Origin of the sequence: Acidovorax sp. Leaf73, from assembly GCF_916855635.1 — a bacterium.
Lineage (GTDB): Bacteria > Pseudomonadota > Gammaproteobacteria > Burkholderiales > Burkholderiaceae_C > Acidovorax > Acidovorax facilis.
In genome coordinates this window covers 81,751-105,524 of record NZ_CAKASI010000009.1, presented here as the reverse complement: position 1 = coordinate 105,524, position 23,774 = coordinate 81,751, and the positions used below count along the sequence as shown (strand labels likewise).

Here is a 23,774-nt window from a genome sequence, read left to right as displayed (position 1 = left end):
TGAACGGAGTTTTTTGCATGAACCTGTCTTCCCAACTGTCTCGCACCCTCCTGGTGGCCGCCGTGGCCTTGAGCGCCCAGGCCGCACTGGCCCAGCAGCAACTGGTCCCCGCCCAGAGCGAGGTGCAGTTCACCGCGCGCCAGATGGGCGTGCCGCTGGATGGCCATTTCAAGAAGTTCAGCGCCCAGGTGGCGTTCGACCCGGCCAAGCTGGCCACGAGCAAGATCGCCTTCACGGTAGACACCGGCAGCGCCACGCTGGGCTCGCGCGAGACCGATGCCGAGCTGCCCAAGCCCACCTGGTTCAACGTGCCCAAGTTCCCGCAGGCGCAGTTCGAATCCACTGCCATCAAGGCACTGGGCGGCGGCAAGTTTGAGGTGGCAGGCAAGCTCACCATCAAGGGCACCGCGCAGAACGTGGTGGTGCCCGTGGCGCTCACGCAAAGCGGCCCCACCACTACAGCCACCGGCACGCTGCCCATCAAGCGGCTGGCTTTCAAGATCGGCGAAAACGAGTGGGCCGACACCTCGATGGTGGCCGACGACGTCACCGTGAAGTTCAAGCTCGCACTGACTGGCGTCGGCAAGCTTTGACCAGCTTCTGGCTCCAGCTACGCCTCTTTCATCCTCCGTTTTTCCCCTGGTTCGTTTCGTAGTTCCTCTTTTCAAGGAGTCTTTTTCATGCGCAAGTCCCTCTTCTCCCTGCTCGCCGTGGCCGCTGCCACCGCAATGACCGCTGGCGCTGCCCAGGCCGCCAACTACGCCATCGACCCCACGCACACCTTCGTGACGTTCGAGATCAGCCACTTTGGCGCCACCACCAACCGTGGCCGCTTCGACAAGAAGCAAGGCACTGTGGAATTTGACCGCGCCGCCAAGACCGGGAAGGTGGACATCACCATCGACACCACCTCGGTGAATACCGGCACGCCTCCCTTTGACAAGCACCTGCAAAGCGCCGACCTGTTTGACGCAGCCAAGCACCCCACGATCAAGTTCGTGTCCGACAAGTTCAGCTTCAACGGCGACAAGGTCAGCGAAGTGACCGGCCAGCTCACGCTGCTGGGCAAGACCGCGCCCGTCACCCTCAAGGCCACGCAGTTCAACTGCTACGACAGCCCCATGCTCAAGCGCGAAGTGTGCGGTGGCGACTTTGAAACCACCATCGACCGCACCCAGTGGGGCATGAACTACGGCGTGGAATGGGGCTTCCCCAAGAACGTGCGCCTGGTGGTGCAGATTGAAGCCGTGAAGCAGTAATCCACCATCGGCAGGCACGCGGGCTGCTCGCCCCTGAAGGGCGGCTGCTGCGCGCCAAACCCACGGGCCACCCCTGCGTTCACGCAGCGGGTGGCTTTTTCATGCACGCGCACTTCGCCGGGCGTTTCAGGCAGTGTCCAGCGTGGCATCCAGGTTCCAGCCTTGGGGCTGCCAGGCCCACACCACATGAGGCCCAAGCGCACGCAGGAAGGTGACGTCGTGCGTCACCACGGCCAGCGCGCCCGTGAAGGCTTGTAAGGCGGACTGCAGCGCTTCGATGGCGTCCACATCGAGATGGTTGGTGGGCTCGTCGAGCAGCAGCATTTGCGCGGGCTCGCCCGACCACAGGGCGCAGGCCAGGGCGGCCTTGATGCGCTCTCCACCGCTGAGCACGCCCGCAGGCCGCTGCACTTTGTCCGCGCCCAACCCCATCTGGGCCAGGTGCGTGCGCAGCGCCGCTTCGGGCAGGGGCGTGCCGAGCGCCTGCAGGCGCGCCAGCACACCGTGCTGGGGTGGAAGCAGGGCGGCGTTGTGCTGGTCCAGCCAGGCGGCCCGCACACCCCGCAACACCCGCCCCGCAGTGGCCAACGCAGGGTTGGCAATGGTGCGCAGCAGGCTGCTTTTGCCGCAGCCGTTGGGCCCGGTGATGGCGATGCGGATGGGCCCACTCCAGACTCCATGGAGCGGAGGAAAGCCGGGCGGCGCATGCGGCACATGCACCTGCTCGAACGCCAGCACCTGCTTGCCCGCAGGCACGGCGCTTTGGGGCAGCACCAGCGCCGTAGCGCCCCCTGCAGGAACACGCTGAGCGGCCTCGCGCACCACATCGTTCAGCCGCAGGCGCTCCTGCTGCTGCCGCTCGTGCTCGCGACCCGCGTGGGCCTGGGCGTTGTTCTTCTTGCGGTCCAGCAGGACGGATGCCTGGTTGGCAGTGCGGCCGGCCTCGCGCCCCCGCGCGGCGCGGCTCTGCTGGGCATCGTGCTCGCGCTGCAGCGCCCGCATGCCCCGCTCGCGCTCGGTGCGCGCGTGGTCCAGCGCGGCCTGGGCAGCAGCAGCCTCGGCCTGGCGCTGTGCCTCGTACACGGACCAGTTTCCGCCGTAGCGCTGCAGCCCCGCTGCAGACAACGCAACCATGTTGTTCGCCATGCCCAGCAATTCGCGGTCGTGGCTGGCCACCAGCACGCCACCGCGCCACTGCGCCAGCGACTCCATCAACCAGCGCCGACCCGGCCGGTCGAGGTGGTTGGTGGGCTCATCCAGCACCAGCAGATCGGCGCCCGACAGGAATGCCCCCGCCAGCGCCACGCGCATGCGCTCGCCACCGCTAAGGTGCTGCGCCGCGTGTCCCGGCGGCAGGTGGCCCAACCCCAGCGCGTGCAGCGCCTGCTGCCATTGCGAGGGCAGGTCCCACCGCCCGTCGGCCAAAAGCAGATCGTCGGGCGTGCCCCGGCCCGCTTCCAGTCGGTCGAGTGCACCCAGAACCGGGCCCAGGCCCGCAATATCGGCGACGGTGGCCGAAGGGGCTGCACCGACCTCCTGCGCCACCGCGTGCAGCGACGGGCTACCCACCACCACACCGCTTGCAGGCTGCAGCATGCGCTGCGCAAGCTGCAAGAAAACGCTTTTGCCAACGCCGTTGGCGCCCACCAAGCCGATCACGCCTTGGCCCACTGCCACATTCAGCGGGCGTGCCCACAGTGCCTGCCCATCAGGCAAGCTGAATGTGACGTCGTGGAACTGAAGGACAACGGGACCCGCAGACGAAGCCGCACTGCGGGGCGCGGCATTAGAGGGCCGAGGAGGGAAGGCAGCCGTCGAGGCTGCGGCAGCGCTGCGGCTGCGATGGGCGGAATCGCCCGGCATTGAAGGTGTCGCCATGCAAAAGCACTCCAGACAAGACATACAACCGCCTGGCCCGGCAATGGGCAAGCAGGAAGGAAAGGCTTGAGGGGCTTACAGGCGCATCGGACGAATACCTCAGGGGCAAAGAAGGACGACTGCGGAATGTACCGCAATCCCGGCCCTCAAAAAATTAACTTAACGTAAATCAATTACGAATAGTAGAATCGCAAAACCGATTTGAGGAGACTCTGCATGAACGCCATCCTGAAACCTGATCTGGCCACCCTGCCCCCGCCCGCGCCCATCCAGCAACTGCACCACTACGCCTACAAGGCGCGTGACGCTGAAGAAACGCGCCAGTTCTATGAGGACATCCTGGGCCTGCCGCTGTACCACATCATCCAGAGCGACTACGTGCCGAGCACGGGCGAATACTGCCCCTACACGCACTTCTTCTTTCGCCTCAAGGACGGTTCTTTCATCGCCTTCTTCGACCTGGGCGACGACGTGAAGGCAGAGCCCTCGCCGAACACGCCGCTGTGGGTCAACCACATTGCTTTTCGCGTGGACACGGTGCAGGAGCTGGAGAACACCAAGAGGCGCCTGGAGGCCCACGGCATCGAGGTGCTGGGCGTAACGGACCACCACATCTTTCACAGCATCTATTTCTTTGACCCGAACGGTATCCGTCTGGAGCTGTCGGCCCAGCTGGCCGACGAAGAACAGATGGCCAAGGACAGCACCGTGGCCCACGCCCGCCTGAACGAGTGGACGGCGCGCAAGGAGCAGTGGCGCAAGGAGCGCGCTGAAGGCAAGGCGGTGGAACCGCTCAAGCCGCAGCAGAACGACCGGCCAGAGTTCGTCAAAGGCTGACAAGCCTTTGGCGCCGCCACGTTGCACACCCAACGTGCAACGTGGCGTCAGCGATAAAAATACAGGTAAAAATAGCCTCCAGCGCTTTACCAACAAGCGCTAACAGCTATTTATTTGGTAGCAAAGCTCCACCAACCACTCCGCCGGTCGCAATCAGCCTTCCTGAGGCTGTTGCTGCTGCGCCCGCATGATCTGGTGGCGCTGCCAGTAGGCCCCCACCACGGCGTTGAACTGGTCCTTTTCCTTGGTGAGGCCGGACAGCTTGATCTTGCTGGTCTTGGCGCCCAGGCCCAGGGCGTTCTTTTCGGGGTGCGTCACGACCAGTGCATTGCCGAAGCTGCTTTCCTTGAATTCCAGCGCCTTGATGGCGTCCCAGAACACCGTGGTCTCGTCGGCCGAGGTGCGGATGCCGTCGATGCTGACCTCCACCGTGTTCTCCCCCTTGAGCGCAAACACCACGGGCGGAAAGTAGCGCAGCACCAGGGCGCGCTCTTCGTCGGTGGCGGGCTCGTAGCGGTAGGCCAGGCTGCGTTCATGGTCTTGCGCAAACTGCTGTTCATAGTCGCTCCACAGGCGCTGCTCGATCGCGTCCGCCGTCAAAATCTCCTGCACCCAGGTGGCGGCGGGCGCGCGCACGGCGATGGCGCCGTAGTCGCGCTCTTGCAGTGCCATGCCCACGTTGCGCAGGCGCTCGGGCATGGCGGGGTGTGAGTCAAACGGGTGGGGCACGTTGGCCGTCTTCATCGCATCCAGAAAATCGTCGGAGGCCGCATAGGGGGCCAGACCCTGGGCCACAAAGCGGGCGATGCCCAGCGTGGTGGTGTCGTGCCGCTCGTTGCGGCCAAACAGCTCGTCCTCGATCTTGAAACGGTATTGCGCGTAGGCCGCGATCTTGACCAGCGACTGCGCAATGGCCGCTGGCGAGATGAGCTTGGCAGCGATGCGGTCGGCCTTGAACTCGCGCTCGCGGCTGTCGCGCGCCAGGGCGATTTCGAAGATGGTGCGGTACAGGTCCAGCACTGGCGACACCACGGCCGAGAGCCCCCCGCTGCGGATCGCGTGGCGGTAGTGGTCAAACTGCACCAGCTTCGGGCCCAGCCGGGCGCTGCTCTGGGTGTCGCCGCCGCGCAGGTGGGCCAGCTCGTGGCCAAACACGGCGTCGGCCTCGGCCTGGTCGAGGATGCGCAGCAGCGGCAGGCTGACAAACAACGTGCGGCCCGTGAGCGTGTGGTTGCCCACCGTGAGCGGCGCCTCGGTGACGAAAAAGTTGGCGTCGATACCCGCCACGATGTTCTGCGGAGGCTCGGTCTTCAGGCGCTGGGCCATGTGGCGGATGCGCTTCCACAGCAGGGGCGCATCGTCTTCGGACACCAGCTCGCCCACGGCATGGTTGTCAGACTGCACGCGCTTGAAGATGCCCGCCAACGCCACAAACACACCCACCGCCACGGCCAGCCCCACGACGATGATGAGCTTGGGCGAATACTTGTGAAAGAAGAACGCCGTGACCCAGAACGACAGCCACACCGCCATCGCCCCCTGCACCACCAGCGCGGCGGCACTGGCCCAGGTGGTCAGGCGCCAGCCCGCGACAAAGCTGGTGTACTGCAGCGTGCGGTCGGCAAAGGCCAGCGCGCCCAGGCCCAGCACCGCCACCAGCAGCACGCCACTGGCCACCAGGGTCCAGAACGACACTGCTCGCGCCATGTGGAACTGCCACACGTCGGAATAGCGCTCGCACAGGGCTTCGCGGTAGTCCTGCGCCTCTGGCGTCGTGTTGTCGCAAATGGTGGACGGCGGGTTGCTGCGGTAGTAGTCCTTGCGCGCCTGCTTCTCGGCGGGCGGCATGCCTTTTTCAGAGTCGATGCGCTGGCTGATGCCGGCCACAAAGTTCGCGTCCTGGTCGCGCTGCGCGTAGATGGTGAACCCATAGGTCAACGCCGGGATGAGAAAAAGCGCCAGCAGCGCGTAGACAAAGACCTTGGCAAGGCCCGCGCGGAGTGCGGATGGAAGATGCATGGATGGATGGGACCGATTGGTTGTATGTTTTTGACCCGGACAATGCGTGGAGCCCGCCCCCCTCTCCAGGGGCCCTCTCGCTCCACCGGGCGGGATTATCAAGACGCCACGGCGGGCAGGTCGAGCGACAAGGTAACAATTGGCGAGAAATGCCCGACAGACGGAATGCCGGTGGGATGCGAGCGCAGGGGGAGACCGGCTGGCGCTCCCGTAAAATGCCCGGTCCACCCTCTTGACCGTTGAGGCACGCCCTGTGCCTGCCTCTTCCTTCTGCCAAACCCCATGAGCACGCCCCAAGCACAACCCGGCCTCGACAGCCTGTCCAAGTCCTTTGAACCCGCCGCGCTGGAAGCCCACTGGGGCCCCGAATGGGAAAAGCGCGGGTATGGCACCGCAGGCCACCGTGGCACGGGCCAGCCCCAGGCGGGCGAGCCCGCCTTTTCCATCCAGCTGCCCCCGCCTAATGTGACGGGCACGCTGCACATGGGCCATGCGTTCAACCAGACGATCATGGACAGCCTCACGCGCTACCACCGTATGCGTGGCTTCAACACGGTGTGGGTGCCGGGCACCGACCACGCGGGCATCGCCACGCAGATCGTCGTGGAGCGCCAGCTGCAGGAGCAAGGCATCAGCCGCTACGACATGGGCACCACCCCGCCCGAGGCGCGCAAGAACTTTGTGAGCAAGGTGTGGGAGTGGAAGGAAAAGTCCGGCAACACCATCACCACGCAGATGCGCCGCATGGGCGACAGCGTGGACTGGGGCCGCGAATACTTCACCATGGACGACAAGCTGAGCGCCGTGGTGACCGACACCTTCGTGAAGCTGTATGAGCAGGGCCTGATCTACCGTGGCAAGCGCCTGGTGAACTGGGACCCCAAGCTGCAGTCCGCCGTGTCCGACCTGGAAGTCGAGAGCGAAGAAAAAGACGGCTCGCTCTGGCACATCGCCTACCCGCTGGCCGATGGATCGGGCAGCCTGACGGTGGCCACCACCCGGCCTGAAACCATGCTGGGCGACGTGGCGCTGATGGTACACCCCGAGGATTCACGCTACACGCACGTGATCGGCAAGATGGTGAACCTGCCGCTGTGCGACCGCCAGATCCCGGTGATCGCCGACGAGTACGTGGACAAGGAGTTCGGCACGGGCGTGGTGAAGGTAACGCCTGCGCACGACCAGAACGACTACGCCGTGGGCCAGCGCCACAAGCTGCCCATGATCGTGGTGCTGACCCTGCAAGCCACCATCAACGAGAACGCGCCCGCCAAGTACCAGGGCATGGACCGCTTTGTGGCCCGCAAGGCCGTGGTGGCCGACCTCGAGGCCATCGGCGCGCTGGTCGAGGTGAAGAAGCACAAGCTCATGGTGCCGATCTGCACCCGCACCGGCCAGGTGATCGAGCCCATGCTGACCGACCAGTGGTTCGTGGCGATGAGCAAGGTGGGCGAAGGCGACGCCACCGGCAAGAGCATTGCGCAAAAGGCCATCGATGCCGTGGCCAGTGGCGAAGTGACCTTTGTGCCCGAGAACTGGGTGAACACCTACAACCAGTGGATGAACAACATCCAGGACTGGTGCATCAGCCGCCAGCTGTGGTGGGGCCACCAGATCCCGGCGTGGTACGACGAAGACGGCAACGTGATCGTGGCCCGCGACGAAGCCGAAGCCCAGGCCAAGGCCCCCGGCAAGACGCTGCGCCGCGATGAAGACGTGCTGGACACCTGGTACTCGTCCGCGCTCGTGCCCTTCAGCACCATGGGCTGGCCGAACCAAGGCACCGCCGACACCGACGACTTCAACCTCTACCTGCCCAGCACCGTGCTGGTCACGGGCTACGACATCATCTTCTTCTGGGTCGCCCGGATGATCATGATGACCACGCACTTCACCGGCCGCGTGCCGTTCAAGCACGTGTACATCCACGGCCTGGTGCGCGACGCGCAGGGCAAGAAGATGTCCAAGTCCGAAGGCAACGTGCTCGACCCGGTGGACCTGATCGACGGCATTGCGCTGGAGCCGCTGCTCGACAAGCGCACCATCGGCCTGCGCAAGCCCGAGACTGCGCCCACGGTGCGCAAGAACACGCAAAAGGAGTTCCCCGAGGGCATCCCGGCCTATGGCGCCGATGCGCTGCGCTTCACCTTTGCCGCACTGGCGTCGCTGGGCCGCAGCATCAACTTTGACAGCAAGCGCTGCGAGGGCTACCGCAACTTCTGCAACAAGCTCTGGAACGCCAGCCGCTTTGTGCTGATGAACTGCGAAGGCCAGGATTGCGGCCTGAAAGAGCACACCAAGGAAGAATGCCAGCCCGGAGGCTCTGCCCACGGCTACATGCAGTTCAGCCAGGCCGACCGCTGGATCAGCTCGCTGCTGCAAAAGACCGAGGCCGAAGTCGCCAAGGGCTTTGAGGAATACCGCCTGGACAACGTGGCCAACACAATCTACGACTTTGTCTGGAACGAGTACTGCGACTGGTACCTGGAGATCGCCAAGGTGCAGATCCAGAACGGCACCGAAGCGCAGCAGCGCGCCACGCGCCGCACGCTGATCCGCACACTCGAAGCCATCCTGCGCCTGGCCCACCCCATCATCCCGTTCATCACCGAAGCCCTGTGGCAGGTGGTGGCGCCTGTGGCCGGAATCCCCGGCGAATCGGTCAGCATCGCCCGCTACCCTCAGGCGCAACTGGACAAGATCGACGAGGCTTCAATAGCCCACATGGGCCGCGTGAAGGGGCTGGTGGACGCTTGCCGCGCATTGCGTGGCGAAATGAATGTGTCCCCGTCCACCCGCCTGCCGCTGTACACGGTGGGCGACACCGATTTCATGCGCGGCGTAGGCCCGGTGCTGCAGGCCCTGGCCAAGCTCAGCGAGGTCAAGGTGTTTGACGACGAGGCCGCCTGGGCCGCTGCCGCGCAGGCAGCACCTGTGGCCGTGGTGGGCGAAGCTCGGCTGGCGCTGTACATGGAGATTGACGTGGCCGCCGAGAAGGCCCGCTTGTCCAAGGAAATCGCCCGCATCGAAGGCGAAGTCGCCAAGGCCAACAACAAGCTCTCGAACGAAGCCTTTGTGGCCAAGGCCCCACCGGCCGTGATCGACCAGGAAAAGAAGCGCATCGCTGACTTCGGCGCCACGCTGACCCGCCTGCGCGACCAGCTGGGCCGCCTGGGCTGAGAGAACAAAAGTGAAAGGCCGGGCAACTCTGGCCTGACACTTGCATATCCACGACGACCACAACACCCCGAATCCCTGTCTTCACTCAAGGAGTCTCATGACTGTTGCCACCACCGTTCGCAAAGCCGTATTTCCCGTCGCTGGCCTGGGCACCCGTTTTCTGCCTGCCACCAAGGCGTCTCCGAAGGAAATGCTGCCCGTGGTTGACAAGCCGCTGATTCAGTACGCTGTGGAAGAAGCTTATGCCGCTGGCATCCGCCACATGATCTTCGTGACCGGCCGCAGCAAGCGCGCCATCGAAGACCATTTCGACACGGCGTATGAGCTGGAGGCCGAACTCGAAGCCGCCGGCAAGAAGGAACTGCTGGCGCTGGTGCGCTCCATCCAGCCCGACGACATGGACTGCGCGTTCGTGCGCCAACCCCGCTCGCTGGGCCTGGGCCACGCCGTGTTGTGCGCCGAGCCGCTGGTGGGCAAGGAGCCCTTTGCCGTGCTGCTGGCCGACGACCTGATGGTGGGCCCCCCAGGCGGCCAGCCCGTGCTGGCCCAGATGGCCACCGCCTTCCGCCAGCAAGGCCGCTCGGTCATCGCGGTGCAGGAAGTGCCGGAAGACCAGGTCCACAAATACGGCATCGTGGCCGGCGAGCCCGCTGGCGGCCCGCTGATCCGCATTGAACGCATCGTGGAAAAGCCCAAGGCCGATGTCGCCCCCTCGCGCATGGGCGTGGCCGGCCGCTACATCCTCACGCCCGGCGTGTTCGACGAGATCCGCAACCAGCCACGCGGCGTGGGCGGCGAGATCCAGCTCACCGACGGCATTGCCCGCCTGATGCAGCACGAAGCCGTGTACGCCTTCCAGTACGAAGGCAAGCGCTACGACTGCGGCAGCAAGGAAGGATTTCTGGAAGCGACGGTGGAACTGGCATTGCAGCACCCGCAGGTGGGCGCGCAGTTCCGGGAATATCTGAAGACCTTGGCGCTGTAAGCCACAGTCCGGGCTCACACTGGAAGCGCCTCAAACGCTTCCAAATTAATAGCTGCCAGCGCTTATCCATAGAGCGCTGGCAGCTATTTTTTCTTAAATCTACCGACGACGCAGGATGTGGATGTATTCCTCGCCCACCGTCTGCTGCTCCACCAGCTCGTTGCCCGTCTGCTTGGCAAACGCCTGAAAATCCCGCAGCGACCCGCCATCGGTGGCCACCACCTTCAGCAACTGGCCGCTGGCCATGTCGGACAGCGCCTTCTTGGCCTTGAGGATGGGCAAGGGGCAGTTCAGGCCCCGGGTGTCGATTTCTTTGTGAATGTCCATGGTCGTCAATCCTTTGGCGGCTGCGGCGGTTGTTCGTCCAGGCCGCGCCGCCGTTCTGCATTTTCTTCAGCGGTAAAAAACACCGGCTCGTGCCCCTTGGTGCGCAGCCAGTCGGCCAGCGCGTAGCCCGTGCCCGCCGGCCAGCATTTGAGGTCTGCCAGATCGTACAGCCGGTAATCCACCAGCTCGGGCGATAACTGAACCTGCCCCGTGGCCACCACATGGTAGGCAATGATGATCTGGTTCATGCGCAGGAACTCATAGGCGCCCACCAGGGTGGTGGACTGCACGTCGAGGTTGGTTTCCTCCTTCACCTCGCGCGCAATGCCTTCCTGGGGCGACTCGCCTGCCTCCATGAAGCCGGTGATCAGCGCGAACATCTTGCCCGGCCAGGCCGCGTTGCGCGCCAGCAGCACCTTGCCGTCGATCTCGACAATCGCTGCCAGCACGGGCGTGGGGTTGTTCCAGTGGGTCCAGCCGCAGGCGGGGCAGCGCAGCCGCTCCTTGTCGCCTCCGTCTTCGGCCAGGGTGATGGGCTGTAGCGCGGTACCGCAGTGGGTGCAGTGGCGGACTTCGTAGTGCATGGTAGAGCTATCATTTTTATAGCTGCTAGCGCCTATCCATCAAGCGCTAGCAGCCAATTTCATTAAAACCTTCGAACCCGGCAGCCGACGGCCGCCTGTCACGCCGGAAACACACCGGTAGACAGATACCGGTCGCCCCGGTCGCACACGATGAACACAATGGTGGCATTGCTGTCGCGCGCCGCAATCTGCTGCGCCACCCAGCACGCGCCTGCGGCAGAGATGCCTGCAAAGATGCCCTCTTCGCGCGCGAGACGGCGGCACATGTCTTCGGCGCTGTCTTGGTTCACATAGACCAGCTCGTCCACCGTGCTCGGGTCATAGATCTTGGGCAGGTACTCTTGCGGCCACTTGCGGATGCCCGGGATGCGCGAGCCTTCCTCTGGCTGCGCGCCGATGATCTGGATGGCAGGGTTCTTCTCTTTGAGGAAACGCGACACGCCGGTGATGGTGCCCGTGGTCCCCATGGCGCTCACAAAGTGCGTGATGCGCCCGCCCGTCTGCTCCCAGATCTCCGGGCCGGTGGTTTCGTAGTGGATGCGTGGGTTGTCGGGGTTGCCGAACTGGTCGAGCACCTTGCCCTCGCCGCGCTTTTGCATGGCCTCGGCCAGGTCGCGTGCGTGCTCCATGCCGCCGCTCTTGGGCGTGAGCACAAGTTCGGCACCAAAGGCCTTCATGGTCTGTGCGCGTTCGATGGACAAGTCTTCGGGCATCACGAGCACCATGCGGTAACCCTTGATGGCCGCCGCCATCGCCAGCGCAATGCCGGTGTTGCCCGACGTGGCCTCGATCAGCGTGTCGCCGGGGCGGATGTCGCCACGCTCCTCGGCCCGGCGGATCATCGACAGCGCGGGCCTGTCCTTGACTGACCCGGCAGGGTTGTTGCCCTCCAGCTTGCCCAGCACCACATTGCCGCGCGCCGCGTTGTCCTTGGCCCCAATGCGCTGCAAAGCGACCAGAGGGGTGTTACCCACTGCATCTTCAATCGTCGGATATTTCATGCGCCCTACTGTGCCATAATTTGGGGCTTCACGAATTACAGCCCGGGTGGTGAAATTGGTAGACGCAGGGGACTCAAAATCCCCCGCCGCAAGGCGTGCCGGTTCGATTCCGGCCCCGGGCACCATAGCTTTTTAGCTATGTTATTTGCAGCATGTTCCGCGTTTGTTCGCCGTGACGTTCCGCAAATGACAAACAAAGACCTCCAGGCGTCAGCCTCGGGGTCTTTTTTGTTTGGCCTGCTCGACGGTGCTGCGTGGCCCCATCCGCAGCAGGTGGTGCGCGATCTAGCAGTCTGATTGCGAGCTTTTTTTTGCGACAGAATCCCCGCATGGCAGCTCAGGACATCGTAGACCTCCCACCCTGCCGCCCAGGCATGGCAGACATCCACCGCCGCGCGACAAACGCATTCCGCGCACACTGACGCGCGCACGGTGCCGCGCTTCCGCAAAAGCTGGTTCTGACCAGAGCCCAGGCCGACGACCTGCACCTGTGCCGCCTCTATGGCTGCGTGCCAATGGATGGCACGAAGCCAGAGCAAGGCAAATTCAATGGCAGCCCGATAGAGGTATCGGATTGTTGATTTCCACGCAAACCTAACCCACCATTTCCATCTCGATCTGACCCACCCTGGTTCGTGAACTTCACGCTCACGTTGTGGATAAGTTCTTGGTCGCCTTCTCCTTCTTGGTGGTCTGTGGTGGTTGCTGTGCGGAGCTGTTCTTGAACCTGTAGCTGTCGTTGCCGGTTTCCAGAATATGGCAGTGATGCGTGAGCCGGTCCAGCAGTGCCGTGGTCATCTTCGCATCTCCGAACACATTGGCCCACTCGCTGAAGCTCAGGTTGGTGGTGATCACGACGCTCGTGCGCTCGTACAGTTTGGACAGCAGGTGGAACAGCAAGGCTCCTCCAGAGGCACTGAATGGCAGGTAGCCCAGCTCGTCCAGAATCACCAGATCGGCATAGGCCAACCGGTGGGCCAACTGTCCGGGCTTGCCGTTGGCCTTCTCCTCCTCCAACGCATTGACCAGTTCCACCGTGGAGAAGAACCGCACCCTGCGGTGATGGTGCTCGATGGCTTGCACCCCGAGGGCTGTGGCGATGTGGGTCTTGCCCGTCCCCGGTCCACCCACCAGCACCACGTTGTTGGCGTCCTCCAAGAATTCACAGCGGTGCAGCTGGCGCACCAGCGCCTCGTTCACCTCACTGTGGCCGAAGTCAAACCCAGCCAGGTCCCTGTACGCCGGGAACCTGGCCACCTTCAATTGGTAGGCCACCGAGCGCACCTCCCGCTCGGCGGTCTCGGCCTTGAGCAGTTGGGACAGGATGGGCTGTGCTGCATCAAAGGCCGGTGCACCTTGCTCGGCCAGCTCAGCGACAGCCTGGGCCATGCCGTGCATCTTGAGCTCGCGCAGCATGATCACGATAGAAGCGATGGCAGGGTCATGACGCATAGCGCACCTCCCTCAATTGGTCGTAACGACGCACATTGGCTTGGGGTTCCACCGCCAGCTTGAGGGCCTGCGGCATGTGACCGGTGCTGGAGCGGGCTTGCCGTCCAGCAAGCGGTGCAGCACGCTCAGGATGTGCGTCTTGCTGGCAGCCCCTGACTCCAGTGCCAACTCCACTGCAGCGAGCACAGCCTGTTCATCGTGGTGCAGCACCAGTGCCAGTACCTCCACCATCTCCCGGTCGCCGCCGGGTTGCTTGAGCAAGGTGGCCTGCAGTCGCTTGAAGGCCGCTGGCAGTTCCAGGAACGGCGCGCCATTGCGCAAGGCCCCGGGCTTACGCTGCAGCACCGCCAGGTAGTGGCGCCAGTCGTACACTGTCTGTCCCGCACCATGGTGGTTACGCTCGATCAGCCGCTGGTGTTCACAGACGATCTGGCCTTCGGCCGCGACCACCAAGCGATCCGCGTAGACCCGCAGGCTCACGGGTCGGTTGGCGAATGGCGCCGGCACGCTGTAGCGGTTGCGCTCGAAGTGGATCAGGCAGGTGGGAGAGACTCGCTTCGTGTGCTCAACAAAGCCATCGAAGGGACGCGGTACCGGCATCAAGGCAGCCCGCTCCGCGGCCCAGACATCCGCAACGGTACCCGGCAGCTTGCCGTGCTCGATCTCGTGCCACAGGGCCACACAACGCTCCTGAAGCCAATCATTGAGCTCCACAAGGCCAGGGAATGGCGGCACGACCTGCCACAGGCGATGGCGGGCATCGCGCACGTTCTTCTCCACTTGGCCCTTCTCCCAGCCCGACGCGGGATTGCAGAACTCGGCCTCGAACAGGAAGTGGCTGACCATGGCCGCAAAGCGCGCATTGACGTCGCGCTCCTTGCCACGGCGCACCCGGTCTACGGCGGTGCGCATGTTGTCGTAGATGCCACGGCGGGGTACACCGCCCAGGACTACGAACGCATGGTTGTGGGCATCGAACAGCATCTCATGCGTCTGCAAGGGATAGGCGCGCAGGTAGAACGCTCGGCTGTGGCTGAGCTTGAAGTGGGCTACCTGCAGCTTGGTGCGCACGCCGGCGAGAACAGCCCAGTCCTCGCTCCAGTCGAACTGGAAGGCCTCACCCGGACCGAAGGCCAGGGGAACGAAGGTGCCGCGCCCGGTGGTCTGCTGCGCCACGAGGCGCTGCTCTTGCCAGATCCGGGCGAAGGCCGCTACGCGGTTGTAGGAGCCGCCGTAACCGAGCGCCTGCAGATCGATGTACATCTGCTTGACGGTGCGCCGCTGCTTGCGTGAGCGCCCCGCCTCGGTCTTGAGCCAGCCCGAGAGCTTCGATGCGAAGGGGTCGAGCTTGGAAGGACTGACCCGCTTGGCGTAGTGCGGCTCGGCCTCGCCTGCGCGCAGGTACTTGCGGATGGTGTTGCGCGAGAGGCCCGTGCGGCGGGCGATCTCCCTGATGGACAGCTGCTCTCGCAGGGCCCAGCGCCTGATGACACTCAGTGTTGCCACGTCTATCACTCCTGGTCTCCTGCTGCTCAACAAAGCAGCAGGCTAGGGTTAGTACGTGGGTCAGGTTTGGATGGAAATCCCGGGGGTTAGTGGGTCACTTCTGCGTGGAAATCAACAAGCACGGCTTTCAGAGCAGATCCGACGTATTCAGCGGGCTTGCGCAAACTACGACTCGGGTGATTTCGAAGCTTCTCTAGACCTAGCGGTTGCGATGCGGGTGCTGTTCTATGACACGAAGAAGTCCATATCGCTCTGCAAACAACTTGGAATCAAGGAGCGAATATCCTTACCGTCTTTTCAGGGCCTGGGTATGACAAAGGCGGAGCAACAGCAGCTTCGTAGTCATGGCACCTGGACGGTTTCGTTCAATATGGAGTTTGTTCCAGGGGAGCCGCGTCCAAGGCCAATCACAAGCCCATCCTCGGACGGGTCCTACCCCGTATTGCCCCTCAAGAACTGGTTTGAGGAAGTGGTGCATTGCGGTGATGCCATCATTGACAGAGCAGAGCTGATGCAGACGGTCTGTCACCATTTAGGCGGAGCGCACGTAGAGGAGGGCTCACTGGAAGCACAAGATCTGCGACGTGGCGCTGGCTCTTGGTCCACGACCCTTCCCACAGGCCAAGCTGTCCTCAGTGATCTACGCGACCACCATCTTCTGCTCACGCGGTCTATGGGCGCGGAGGTCTTATACATGCCGTGGTGGCAACAGTGATCCGTGTTCATTGCTCATTTGCAAACCTACCTGCCTCCATGGAATCCCGCCGCTTACTCGGTAGGTAGACGCCCTCTTTCGCCCCCCGGATTCGCTTCTCGCGTTGGTGCACGCTCTGCGCTAGCTGGATGGCCTGGATGCGGCGGTTCGGGTTCTTCTCGTTGAAACTGGCGATGGCCTCGCGGGCCTCTGATTTCCCTTCCTCGTCTCCCGCCATGGCAGCCATGGCGAACTGCTTCACCAAGGCGCTGCGCCGGGCCTGCAGCGCGCGGTCGTGCTGGACTACGGTGCTCTTGTCCGAAAGGTTGGAGTACCGCACCATCGTCGCGTCGTTGATACGCACGCCAGCCTTGCGCATCTCCAGCGCCTGCTGGAAATGAGAGTTCTGGAACGTGACCTGCATGGGCTGCTCGGTGATCTCCACGTCTAGGTGCCCCCGCCATCCATCTCCACGGTCTCATAGCCCGCAATGGCTGCTGCAGTGTCTTCGTCGAGCTCGTGGGGCAGCTTCAGTGCACCGCTGTCGTGGTAGGCCTGGCGCATGTCGAAGAAAGCCAGCTTGGTGTACCCAGCCAGGACGCGCTCGCAGGTCAGTTCGAGCTTTGTCGCTGTCTTTGAGCGCTCGGCCGCTATCCTTTTCTGCACGTTGACCTTTGCCAACATGCGGGATGCCTGGGTGCGAGCGCTCTTCTCGGTCGTCCCCGGCTCGGCGCGCATGTATGCCTGGGTGCCGTTGAGGTCGATCAGGTACTCCTGAACGAATCGCTCCTGGCGTGGCTCCAGTTCAGTCGTCCCTTTTCTGGGGGGCGGGTTTGGAATCTGGTCCTTGGAAGGCCGGGCCCAGCCCTTGGCGGCGGCGTGCTTGGCCACCATGGTGTGCGAGATGCCGAATGCCTTGCCGATATCGCGCGTGGATTGGCGAGTTCCGCAGTAAGCCCTCTCAACCCCAACCCAGTCGATGACCTTCACGGGCGCGGCTGTGCGGCCCTTCTTGGCGCTGGGTACTGATTTTCGTGTCTTGCGGTTGCCGGTTTCCATTTACACGGGATGGTCCCGTGTGTGCGAGGAATGCGGAAACCCTACTGGGGGGCGGCTATACCGCCCTTGATCTCAGCGAGCTCGTGTTTGGCCTGACTCAAAACTCTGGCATACGCCTGCCTTGCGGCATCTGTCCAAAACTCTCCGTACTCCACAAGGTTCCCTGCTTCCTTGGCAATAGAAAACTTGGTTTCAATAAGTTGATTCACGGCAGCAACTGCCTCATCGGACAGGAACAGCGCAAAAGACCCGGCCAGCCGTCGCAGGTCGACTCGCGCCTCTTCCAACCTCTTCAGGAGTTCTGCAGCCTTGCCGTATTGTTTTGAATTCTCGTCATAGGATTTTTCCAGATCCCGCGCTGCAGTTGAAAAATCGTCACCTACGTTCACCATCAGCGAGATCGCGGCTAGCAATTCCAAGTAGTGCCCTTCGCGTCTCGCCCACTGCTGCTGCTGAATCCAAACCCTGCCAGCAAGCGCTTGTCGAACTGCCTCAGAGGCTTTTGTGTTTTCCACGAGCTGAATTTTCAGCATCTCAAAGTCAGCCTGCAATGCCTTAGACTCGCCGCGCTTCTTCTGATAGGCAATAACGTAGACCCCGAACACTGCTGAGACCAATAGCGTCAAATATGCAGCCCACTGAGGCAGACTCACTTCCAGAGCGATCAATTTTGCAAGCTCTTGCAGTTGTGCGGGTTCCATCGTTTACCTTCCTTTCGTACTCAGTCAATGATGCCATTGGAGCGTTTCCTCAATGCCTAGAATTGGCAAACCACAGAGGGATGCAATGGACGACGCAAAGAACTTCGTGCTGGGTATTTTTCAAACCGTGAGAGAACGCTTTGGCAACCCGCTTGTAAGTGCGTTTGCTATCGCTTGGGCGATCTGGAATTTCCGACTGTTGCTTGTGCTGGTTGGCGACGGCGGATGGAGGGACAAGATCGTTTACATCGATACAAAGCTCATGACGGAATGGTGGCATTGGCTCTTGCACGGAACAACCATACCGCTTGCAGCCGCACTGTTCTGGATTTATGTTTTGCCGCCCGCGCTGCGGAAGATTGCTACAGATCACGAGAAAATGAGCAACCTCAACCGAGAAGCACTTTTCCAAGTCGCAGAAACCAGGACGCTTTCAGTACAAGAGGCCCTGGAAATGCGGGCCATCATGATCAAGCAAAGAGCTGAATGGCAACAAGAGAAAGCGGAAACAGCTCAATCACTCGAGAACCTCCAGAAAGCAGGAGAAAAACGAGAGGCAACTATCGCTGCGCTAAAAAATGAGCTGGAAGAAGCTCAGGCGGAAATTACGAAGCTGAAAGCACCACCGCCCCGAGAGAAATTCGACTACCACAAGCAAGACACGGGTGTGAAAGCACATCATTTCGGTATTCGATTGACGCAGCCTTCGCATGCATCAACGCCTCTTGTGTTGTATGACGATCAGCCCGTTCTTTGGCCGTGGACTCCCTCAGATCATCAACAGTTTGAATTTCCAGTCAAAGGCCTATTCTTAAGTCATGCCGGAGAGGAAACCATCTTTTCCATGTTGGCGCTTGCTCAGCATGGCAGCAGGCATGGAAAAGCGATTGATAGTTGGACTTCTGTCCTTAGAAGCCTTGGTGTGGCAAGGCCAGACGAGCAAGTTCAGACCTTGGTAGTACACGGTTTTCTCCGAAATATCCCAACAAATGGTAGTGTTTACGAACTCCATGAACCTGGCATGCAATTCGCCAGATGGCTTCGGCAAATCGGTTTCAGCGCACCTTCCTTGCTTGCCAAGTAGACATTTGCCTGTGCGTGCTTGAGATCAAATAGATGCTGCTTTGAAGCAACCTACCCACAAGCTTCAACTGCATATGCGTGGCTTACCTCTCCTGCAGTAGGTGTCACCGATTGCAGGACCCCATGACGGTCAGCCTCCCAGGTCCCGCCTCAATTGCTTTAGATCTCCCCACACCTGGTGCGCAAGCAAGTTGAGGTCTTGCCCAGTCTGGATGTTGCTGTACTGCACAGCGTCTCCCAGAAGCTGGTTGGCCAGCATGCGCCGCTCCTGCGGCCAGATGTCGATGCAGGTGTCACCGATCTCCAGCTTGCTCGGTCCGTCGGGCGAATGGGTCATGGACACGGCTCGCCTTGTCGGGCAGATGCCATCGCCGTACCCCGCTCAATCCTCGAGAACCACCCCCAGCGCAGCGAGCTTTTCCGCATACGAATCCCTGCGCTTCGCTGCTTTGGCTGCCGTATCAACAGCCGCCTGAATGGCTTTTGGGCCCTTGGCGCCGACAGCCTTGATGAGTCCCTGCTTGTGGGCGGCGTCAGCCTGCGCCCTTTTGAAAGTGGCGATCAGCTCGGCATGGGCAACAGGTTGATTCACAGGGGCTTCCATCTTCTAAAGTGCCATTTTCAGCGCGTTACTTTGGGGTGGTCTGCGAGGCTACAGTCACCGGCACACAGAGCCCAACTAGCCCCACACCCCGGGTTCATTTTTACGGCTGCCATCTGGCATGGAAATCTCTCAACCCGCAGCGTGACGCCGAGTCTGCGGCCCCTGGCGCGGCTCCTGCAGTCCATTCACCGTCTAGCGATTTGCTTCGCTTTTCAGCTTGCGCAACTGCTCCTCGGCAGCTTCAAGCTCTGCCCTGAGCGCTCGGACTTCCTTCTCCAGCCTTTCAATATTCGCCGTGTGGCCCTGATCAACCGCGAGCGGCTGACAGCTCGATTGCAGCGCCGCCAGTTGGTCAGCCAGTTGCCTACGTAGCAGCATCTGCCCCTTGGATCGCGCGACTTCCATGCGTTTTTCGACGTCCGCCTTTTCTGCAGTGCACGAGGTGTGGTTGTCCGCCGGATTCGCAGGCTGAGCGATAGCGAAACCTGCCACGGTTATCGCGATGACCAAAGTGCAATAGCCGCTGAAACGCATACAAGTAAGTACCTGAGGGAATGGGGGCTGAGCATGACAGCAATTGGCGCGGGCGACCTCGATGCCACACGCGGGACACGGTCGGGCGTCACAGGCGGCCCTGAGCGGCTTCAGGGGCAACGCGGCCTTTTGTTCATCTCTTGTTCGTATTTCTACCTTCCAACGCTCACTGCGCCGCCAGCACCAGAAAGTCCTGCTCATACCCCTTTACCGACTGCACTGCTTTCAACCGCTGCGCAGCCGTCATCGCGTTGTGCACGTTAGAGAAGCCTTCGCAACCCTCTTCCACCAGCGCCTGCGCATAACGCTGGTAGGCCGCGTCGGGCGATGTTTGAAAACGTGCGAGGTAACCGCGCAGCAGGCTCCGGGCCTGGTCGGTGTTGGTGCGGTCTTCGGCGATTTTCTGCAGCACCTGCACCAGGTCTTTCTGGCGGCGCAGGCGTTCGGCATAGGTGCGCTGTGGGTCAAAGGACGACTGGGCGATGAAGGTGCGCAATGCGGATTTTTGCGGTTCGTCCAAGGCGCCGTAGAAGCCTTCGGCGCGGGACAAGATCTGCTTGAAGCGCTGCTCTCGCAGCTTGTCGGGCGTGATGTCTATCCACTCCTTCTTCCATTCAGCATTGCTGTCGGCCTGCTTCTTTTGCAGGTTGCGGATCTGGGTGTCGGTGAGCTGGGCGGCCAGCCAGGCCAGTTTGGGTTCGGCCTGGGCGATGACCTTGTCGATCTGGGTGCGCACTGCGTCGTAGGTGCGGCAGGCCTGGCCGGGCGATATGGCAGATGGCAGTTGTTGCTGTACCTTTTGCAGCAGCTCGGCATGCCGGGGCAGCATGGTGTCACGGTGCCACTGGTGCAGGTCGCCCAGTTCGTCGCGCACGCGCTCGGTCTGGGTTTCTGACAGGCCGAGGTAGCTGTTCAGCTGCCAGTAGGCCAGGTGCGGCACCTGGTTGTAGGCCAGCTTGACAGTGCTGCAGCCTTGCAACAGCAGACCACATGCCGCCAGGGTGGCAGCACACAGTGCTTTGCGAATCAGGGACGGTGCGCGCACAGAAGCTCCTCGTGAAGAAAGGAAAGCGAAAGAGGCAGGATAGGGCCAATGCTGCACGGCGAAATTTGCGGGCTGCAATACCCCGCCAACTGCGCGAGGATTGCCGACAGCCCCGACACTGTGGAGCAGTGCGGCAGGACCTTGCCATCGGTGGCGCTCTACGGCGCCGTGGGGCTAGTGTGGTGTTGCATGCTTGACGGCACATTGAAAACCGATGGATTTTTTGGCCAGGGCAAGGCGCAAACCACAGCGATACCCGTAGGTATCGCGCGGATTTGCAACGCAGCCCTGGTCGAAAAGACGCGGTTTTAAGTGCCGGATAGCGTGCAACACCACACTAATTGTCCTGTCGGCGAATCAGTTGCCGACCGCTGGGCGTAATGGCCAGTTCGCCGCCAGAGCCTTTGGTGATGAAGCCCCATTCGAGCAGGCGGCCAGACACGTGGTCCTTGAGCGCATGGGGCAACGTAATGACTTGGCCCATTTCGAGTTGTTTGAGGGTCTCGATCTCGTCCACGGTGGGGTCGAAATGCGGGGCATGGTAGGTGGTCATGGGGTCACTCCCGGATCGGTGTGTGCAGACAGACTCCAGCGCCACCAGATTAGTTCAGCCCCTGGGCGGATGCAAGCGCGTCATCCCTTGCCGTCTGCCCCGGCGACCGGCGGCACTCCGCCTGCCGCCGCTGCCATGCCCTGCAGCCACCGTGCAAACGCCCCCAACACCGGCGGCTGGGCTTGCGCGGGGCTGATGAGGTAGTAGGCACGCTCGCCACGCAACGGGCGGTTGCAGGCCACCACCAGCTCGCCGCTGGCCAGTTCGGCCTCGATCAACAAAGGCGGCATCAGCGCCACGCCCATGCCATGCGTGGCGGCCACGGCCAGCATGGAGAACAGCTCGTAGCGCGGGCCATCCAGCGCATGCGGGGTATCCACACCCATCGCATCAAACCACTGGCGCCAGCCATAGGGGCGTGTGCTTTGCTGCAGCAGCGGCAGCTCGGCCAGCGCCTCGGCAGCGATCGGCTGGTGGGCGCGACCGCGGCCCCGGGGCGCGGCGGATTCGAGCAGGCGCGGGCTGCACACGGGCACCACGTCTTCATGCATCAGCAGTTGCGCCTGTACGCCGGGCCAGTTGGCGACCTGCTCGGGCGTGCCGGCATACAAGGCGGCATCGAAGGTGGTGCCGGCAAACAGAAAAGGCCGCGTTTGCGTGTCGATGTGCACCACGATGTCCGGATGCTCCTGCGCCAGCAGCGGCAGGCGTGGGATGAGCCAGCGCGTGGCAAAGGTGGGCACTGCGGCCAGCGACAGAGTGCCACCCTCGCCCTGGTGGGCCATCACGTCCAGCGTATCGCGCTCCAGGCCCTGCAGCCAGCGCGCCACCTGGCGGCCGTAGTGGGCGCCCGCAGGCGTCAGCACCACGCCGTGGCGCGTGCGGCGAAACAGCGCCACGCCCAAAAATTCTTCCAGCGCCTGGATCTGGCGCGACACCGCGCTTTGGGTGAGCGACAGCTCCTGCGCGGCGCGGGTGTAGCTCTCGTGTCGGGCGGCGACTTCAAAACAGGCCAGGGCCTGGGTCGATGGGATGTTGCGGCGCATGATGAAGAGGAACTTTTAACGAGGTTATCTCACTTGCAACCTATGGACGCGAGTATTTCATACATTCCAACAACGCATATCTGGATGAAAAGAACTCGCTTGCGGGCCACCACCCCAAGGCCTACGATGCGCTCCAGACCCGTTTCTTTCACCTTCTTTCCGACCGGAGACACACATGGCCCACGCCGCTTTTCAATGGGATGACCCTTTCCTCCTGAGCCAGCAACTGACCGACGACGAGCGCGCCATCCGCGACGCTGCCGCAGCGTATTGCCAGGACAAGCTGGCACCCCGCGTGCTGGACGCCTTCCGCCACGAAAAGATGGACGTGAGCATCTTCCGCGAGATGGGCGAAGTGGGCCTCTTGGGCCCCACCATCCCCGAGCAATACGGCGGCCCCGGCCTGTCGTACGTGGCCTACGGCCTGATCGCCCGCGAGGTGGAACGCGTGGATTCGGGCTACCGCTCGATGGCCAGCGTGCAGTCGTCGCTGGTGATGGTGCCCATTTATGAATTCGGCAGCGAAGCCCAGCGCCAGAAGTACCTGCCCAAGCTCGCCAGCGGCGAGTGGATCGGCTGCTTTGGCCTGACCGAGCCCGACCACGGCTCCGACCCCGGCAGCATGGCCACGCGCGCCTACAAGGTCGATGGCGGCTACAAGCTCAAGGGCAGCAAGATGTGGATCACCAACAGCCCCGTGGCCGACGTGTTCGTGGTCTGGGCCAAGGAAGTGTCCGAAGGCGGCGCCGTGGGCCCCATCCGCGGCTTTGTGCTCGAAAAGGGCATGAAGGGCCTGACAGCCCCCGCCATCCACGGCAAGGTGGGCCTGCGCGCCTCCATCACCGGCGAGATCGTGATGGACGACGTGTTCGTGCCCGAAGAAAACGCCTTCCCTGAAGTGCAAGGCCTCAAGGGCCCCTTCACCTGCCTGAACAGCGCGCGCTACGGCATCGCCTGGGGCGCCCTGGGTGCGGCCGAGTTCTGCTGGCACACCGCCCGCCAGTACACGCTGGACCGCAAGCAGTTTGGCCGCCCCCTGGCCGCCAACCAGCTCATCCAGAAGAAGCTGGCCGACATGCAGACCGAAATCGCCATCGGCCTGCAGGCCTGCCTGCAGTTTGGCCGCATGAAGGACGCGGGCACGGCCAGCGTGGAAGGCACCTCCATCATCAAGCGCAACAGCTGCGGCAAGGCGCTGGACATTGCCCGCCTGGCGCGCGACATGATGGGCGGCAACGGCATCAGCGACGAGTTTGGCGTGGCCCGCCACCTGGTGAACCTGGAAGTGGTGAACACCTACGAAGGTACGCACGATGTGCACGCGCTGATCCTGGGCCGCGCCCAGACGGGCATCGCCGCGTTCGCCAACTGATCGGCCTGCGTTCCGAAAACCGGCAAAAACACCGCCCTTGCGGTGTTTTTGCCTT

At 62.6% G+C, this 23,774-nt stretch carries 23 protein-coding genes, 1 tRNA gene and 1 pseudogene; 9 read left to right on the top strand and 16 right to left on the bottom strand.

Going from position 1 to position 23,774, the window contains the following annotated elements; genetic code table 11:
• Window positions 1-17 precede the first annotated feature (17 nt).
• Both LPA35_RS25060 and LPA35_RS25055 read left to right on the top strand, forming a co-directional pair.
• Window positions 18-593 carry a YceI family protein gene (locus LPA35_RS25060; RefSeq protein ID WP_121419309.1) on the top strand — a complete coding sequence of 192 codons (576 nt, stop codon included), beginning with the start codon at window positions 18-20 and terminating at the stop codon, window positions 591-593.
• Between the two features lie 87 nt (window positions 594-680).
• Window positions 681-1,259 carry a YceI family protein gene (locus LPA35_RS25055; RefSeq protein WP_228899928.1) on the top strand — a complete coding sequence of 193 codons (579 nt, stop codon included), beginning with the start codon at window positions 681-683 and terminating at the stop codon, window positions 1,257-1,259.
• A 126-nt stretch (window positions 1,260-1,385) separates the two neighbouring features.
• Here the strand turns inward: LPA35_RS25055 and LPA35_RS25050 are convergent, their stop codons facing one another.
• Window positions 1,386-3,137 carry an ABC-F family ATP-binding cassette domain-containing protein gene (locus tag LPA35_RS25050; protein ID WP_228899927.1) on the bottom strand — a complete coding sequence of 584 codons (1,752 nt, stop codon included), beginning with the start codon at window positions 3,135-3,137 and terminating at the stop codon, window positions 1,386-1,388.
• Window positions 3,138-3,353: 216 nt separating this feature from the next.
• Here LPA35_RS25050 and LPA35_RS25045 point away from each other — a divergent pair, with 216 nt between their 5' ends.
• Window positions 3,354-3,974: a VOC family protein gene (locus LPA35_RS25045; RefSeq protein WP_228899926.1), complete on the top strand. Its 621-nt coding sequence runs from the start codon at window positions 3,354-3,356 to the stop codon at window positions 3,972-3,974.
• A gap of 153 nt (window positions 3,975-4,127) precedes the next feature.
• Here LPA35_RS25045 and LPA35_RS25040 read toward each other — a convergent pair whose 3' ends face one another.
• The gene (locus LPA35_RS25040) at window positions 4,128-5,993 is read right to left on the bottom strand and encodes a M48 family metallopeptidase (RefSeq protein ID WP_228899924.1); all 1,866 of its coding nucleotides are present in this window, start codon (window positions 5,991-5,993) and stop codon (window positions 4,128-4,130) included.
• 282 nt (window positions 5,994-6,275) lie between these two features.
• Here LPA35_RS25040 and LPA35_RS25035 point away from each other — a divergent pair, with 282 nt between their 5' ends.
• Both LPA35_RS25035 and galU read left to right on the top strand, forming a co-directional pair.
• Complete coding sequence (locus LPA35_RS25035) at window positions 6,276-9,173, top strand: valine--tRNA ligase (protein ID WP_228899920.1); 2,898 nt, start codon at window positions 6,276-6,278, stop codon at window positions 9,171-9,173.
• A 97-nt stretch (window positions 9,174-9,270) separates the two neighbouring features.
• Window positions 9,271-10,158, top strand: coding sequence for a UTP--glucose-1-phosphate uridylyltransferase GalU (gene galU, locus LPA35_RS25030; protein WP_055401640.1), 888 nt, complete (start codon window positions 9,271-9,273; stop codon window positions 10,156-10,158).
• A 99-nt stretch (window positions 10,159-10,257) separates the two neighbouring features.
• Here galU and LPA35_RS25025 read toward each other — a convergent pair whose 3' ends face one another.
• From LPA35_RS25025 to cysM, 3 genes are all read right to left on the bottom strand, one after another.
• On the bottom strand, window positions 10,258-10,485 hold the full coding sequence (locus LPA35_RS25025; protein WP_010459874.1) for a sulfurtransferase TusA family protein: 228 nt from the start codon (window positions 10,483-10,485) through the stop codon (window positions 10,258-10,260).
• Window positions 10,486-10,490: 5 nt separating this feature from the next.
• Window positions 10,491-11,069, bottom strand: coding sequence for an NUDIX domain-containing protein (locus LPA35_RS25020; RefSeq protein WP_055401638.1), 579 nt, complete (start codon window positions 11,067-11,069; stop codon window positions 10,491-10,493).
• Between the two features lie 98 nt (window positions 11,070-11,167).
• Window positions 11,168-12,070: a cysteine synthase CysM gene (gene cysM, locus LPA35_RS25015; RefSeq protein ID WP_055401636.1), complete on the bottom strand. Its 903-nt coding sequence runs from the start codon at window positions 12,068-12,070 to the stop codon at window positions 11,168-11,170.
• 40 nt (window positions 12,071-12,110) lie between these two features.
• On the opposite strand from cysM, the gene LPA35_RS25010 reads away from it, so the two are divergent.
• A tRNA-Leu gene (locus tag LPA35_RS25010) sits at window positions 12,111-12,195 on the top strand.
• A 523-nt stretch (window positions 12,196-12,718) separates the two neighbouring features.
• Here the strand turns inward: LPA35_RS25010 and istB are convergent.
• The 5 genes and pseudogenes from istB to LPA35_RS24985 form a co-directional block, all read right to left on the bottom strand.
• A complete protein-coding gene (istB, locus tag LPA35_RS25005) occupies window positions 12,719-13,522 on the bottom strand; it encodes an IS21-like element ISThsp10 family helper ATPase IstB (RefSeq protein ID WP_116750439.1) in 804 nt (267 codons plus the stop codon).
• A pseudogene (gene istA, locus LPA35_RS25000) lies at window positions 13,512-15,037 on the bottom strand (IS21 family transposase). Before istA ends, istB begins: the two are co-directional and overlap by 11 nt.
• A 713-nt stretch (window positions 15,038-15,750) precedes the next feature.
• On the bottom strand, window positions 15,751-16,167 hold the full coding sequence (locus tag LPA35_RS24995) for a hypothetical protein (RefSeq protein WP_228899918.1): 417 nt from the start codon (window positions 16,165-16,167) through the stop codon (window positions 15,751-15,753).
• Window positions 16,168-16,169: 2 nt separating this feature from the next.
• Window positions 16,170-16,781: a terminase small subunit gene (locus LPA35_RS24990; protein WP_228899914.1), complete on the bottom strand. Its 612-nt coding sequence runs from the start codon at window positions 16,779-16,781 to the stop codon at window positions 16,170-16,172.
• Between the two features lie 41 nt (window positions 16,782-16,822).
• Complete coding sequence (locus LPA35_RS24985) at window positions 16,823-17,482, bottom strand: hypothetical protein (RefSeq protein WP_228899912.1); 660 nt, start codon at window positions 17,480-17,482, stop codon at window positions 16,823-16,825.
• A gap of 85 nt (window positions 17,483-17,567) precedes the next feature.
• On the opposite strand from LPA35_RS24985, the gene LPA35_RS24980 reads away from it, so the two are divergent.
• Entirely contained in the window at window positions 17,568-18,566 is a 999-nt protein-coding gene (locus tag LPA35_RS24980; protein WP_228899909.1) for a THO complex subunit 7 family protein, read from the top strand.
• Between the two features lie 129 nt (window positions 18,567-18,695).
• Here LPA35_RS24980 and LPA35_RS24975 read toward each other — a convergent pair whose 3' ends face one another.
• The 4 genes from LPA35_RS24975 to LPA35_RS24960 all read right to left on the bottom strand — a co-directional run bounded on the left by LPA35_RS24975 (window position 18,696) and on the right by LPA35_RS24960 (window position 20,748).
• Window positions 18,696-18,902 (bottom strand): hypothetical protein, encoded by a 207-nt coding sequence (locus tag LPA35_RS24975; RefSeq protein ID WP_228899908.1) that lies wholly within the window; start codon window positions 18,900-18,902, stop codon window positions 18,696-18,698.
• A gap of 45 nt (window positions 18,903-18,947) precedes the next feature.
• A complete protein-coding gene (locus LPA35_RS24970) occupies window positions 18,948-19,157 on the bottom strand; it encodes a hypothetical protein (protein ID WP_057225408.1) in 210 nt (69 codons plus the stop codon).
• Between the two features lie 204 nt (window positions 19,158-19,361).
• Window positions 19,362-19,703, bottom strand: coding sequence for a DUF1090 family protein (locus LPA35_RS24965; protein WP_228899907.1), 342 nt, complete (start codon window positions 19,701-19,703; stop codon window positions 19,362-19,364).
• 166 nt (window positions 19,704-19,869) lie between these two features.
• A complete protein-coding gene (locus tag LPA35_RS24960; protein WP_121419302.1) occupies window positions 19,870-20,748 on the bottom strand; it encodes a DUF6279 family lipoprotein in 879 nt (292 codons plus the stop codon).
• 48 nt (window positions 20,749-20,796) lie between these two features.
• Here LPA35_RS24960 and LPA35_RS24955 point away from each other — a divergent pair, with 48 nt between their 5' ends.
• Window positions 20,797-21,060 carry a hypothetical protein gene (locus tag LPA35_RS24955; RefSeq protein ID WP_228899906.1) on the top strand — a complete coding sequence of 88 codons (264 nt, stop codon included), beginning with the start codon at window positions 20,797-20,799 and terminating at the stop codon, window positions 21,058-21,060.
• Window positions 21,061-21,085: 25 nt separating this feature from the next.
• On the opposite strand, the gene LPA35_RS24950 is transcribed toward LPA35_RS24955, so the two are convergent.
• Window positions 21,086-21,301 (bottom strand): hypothetical protein, encoded by a 216-nt coding sequence (locus LPA35_RS24950; protein WP_055401611.1) that lies wholly within the window; start codon window positions 21,299-21,301, stop codon window positions 21,086-21,088.
• 80 nt (window positions 21,302-21,381) lie between these two features.
• Window positions 21,382-22,347, bottom strand: a complete 966-nt coding sequence (locus LPA35_RS24945; RefSeq protein WP_228899905.1) for a LysR family transcriptional regulator — start codon at window positions 22,345-22,347, stop codon at window positions 21,382-21,384.
• 175 nt (window positions 22,348-22,522) lie between these two features.
• On the opposite strand from LPA35_RS24945, the gene LPA35_RS24940 reads away from it, so the two are divergent.
• Window positions 22,523-23,719, top strand: a complete 1,197-nt coding sequence (locus tag LPA35_RS24940) for an acyl-CoA dehydrogenase (protein ID WP_015015345.1) — start codon at window positions 22,523-22,525, stop codon at window positions 23,717-23,719.
• The last annotated feature ends 55 nt before the right edge of the window (window positions 23,720-23,774 follow it).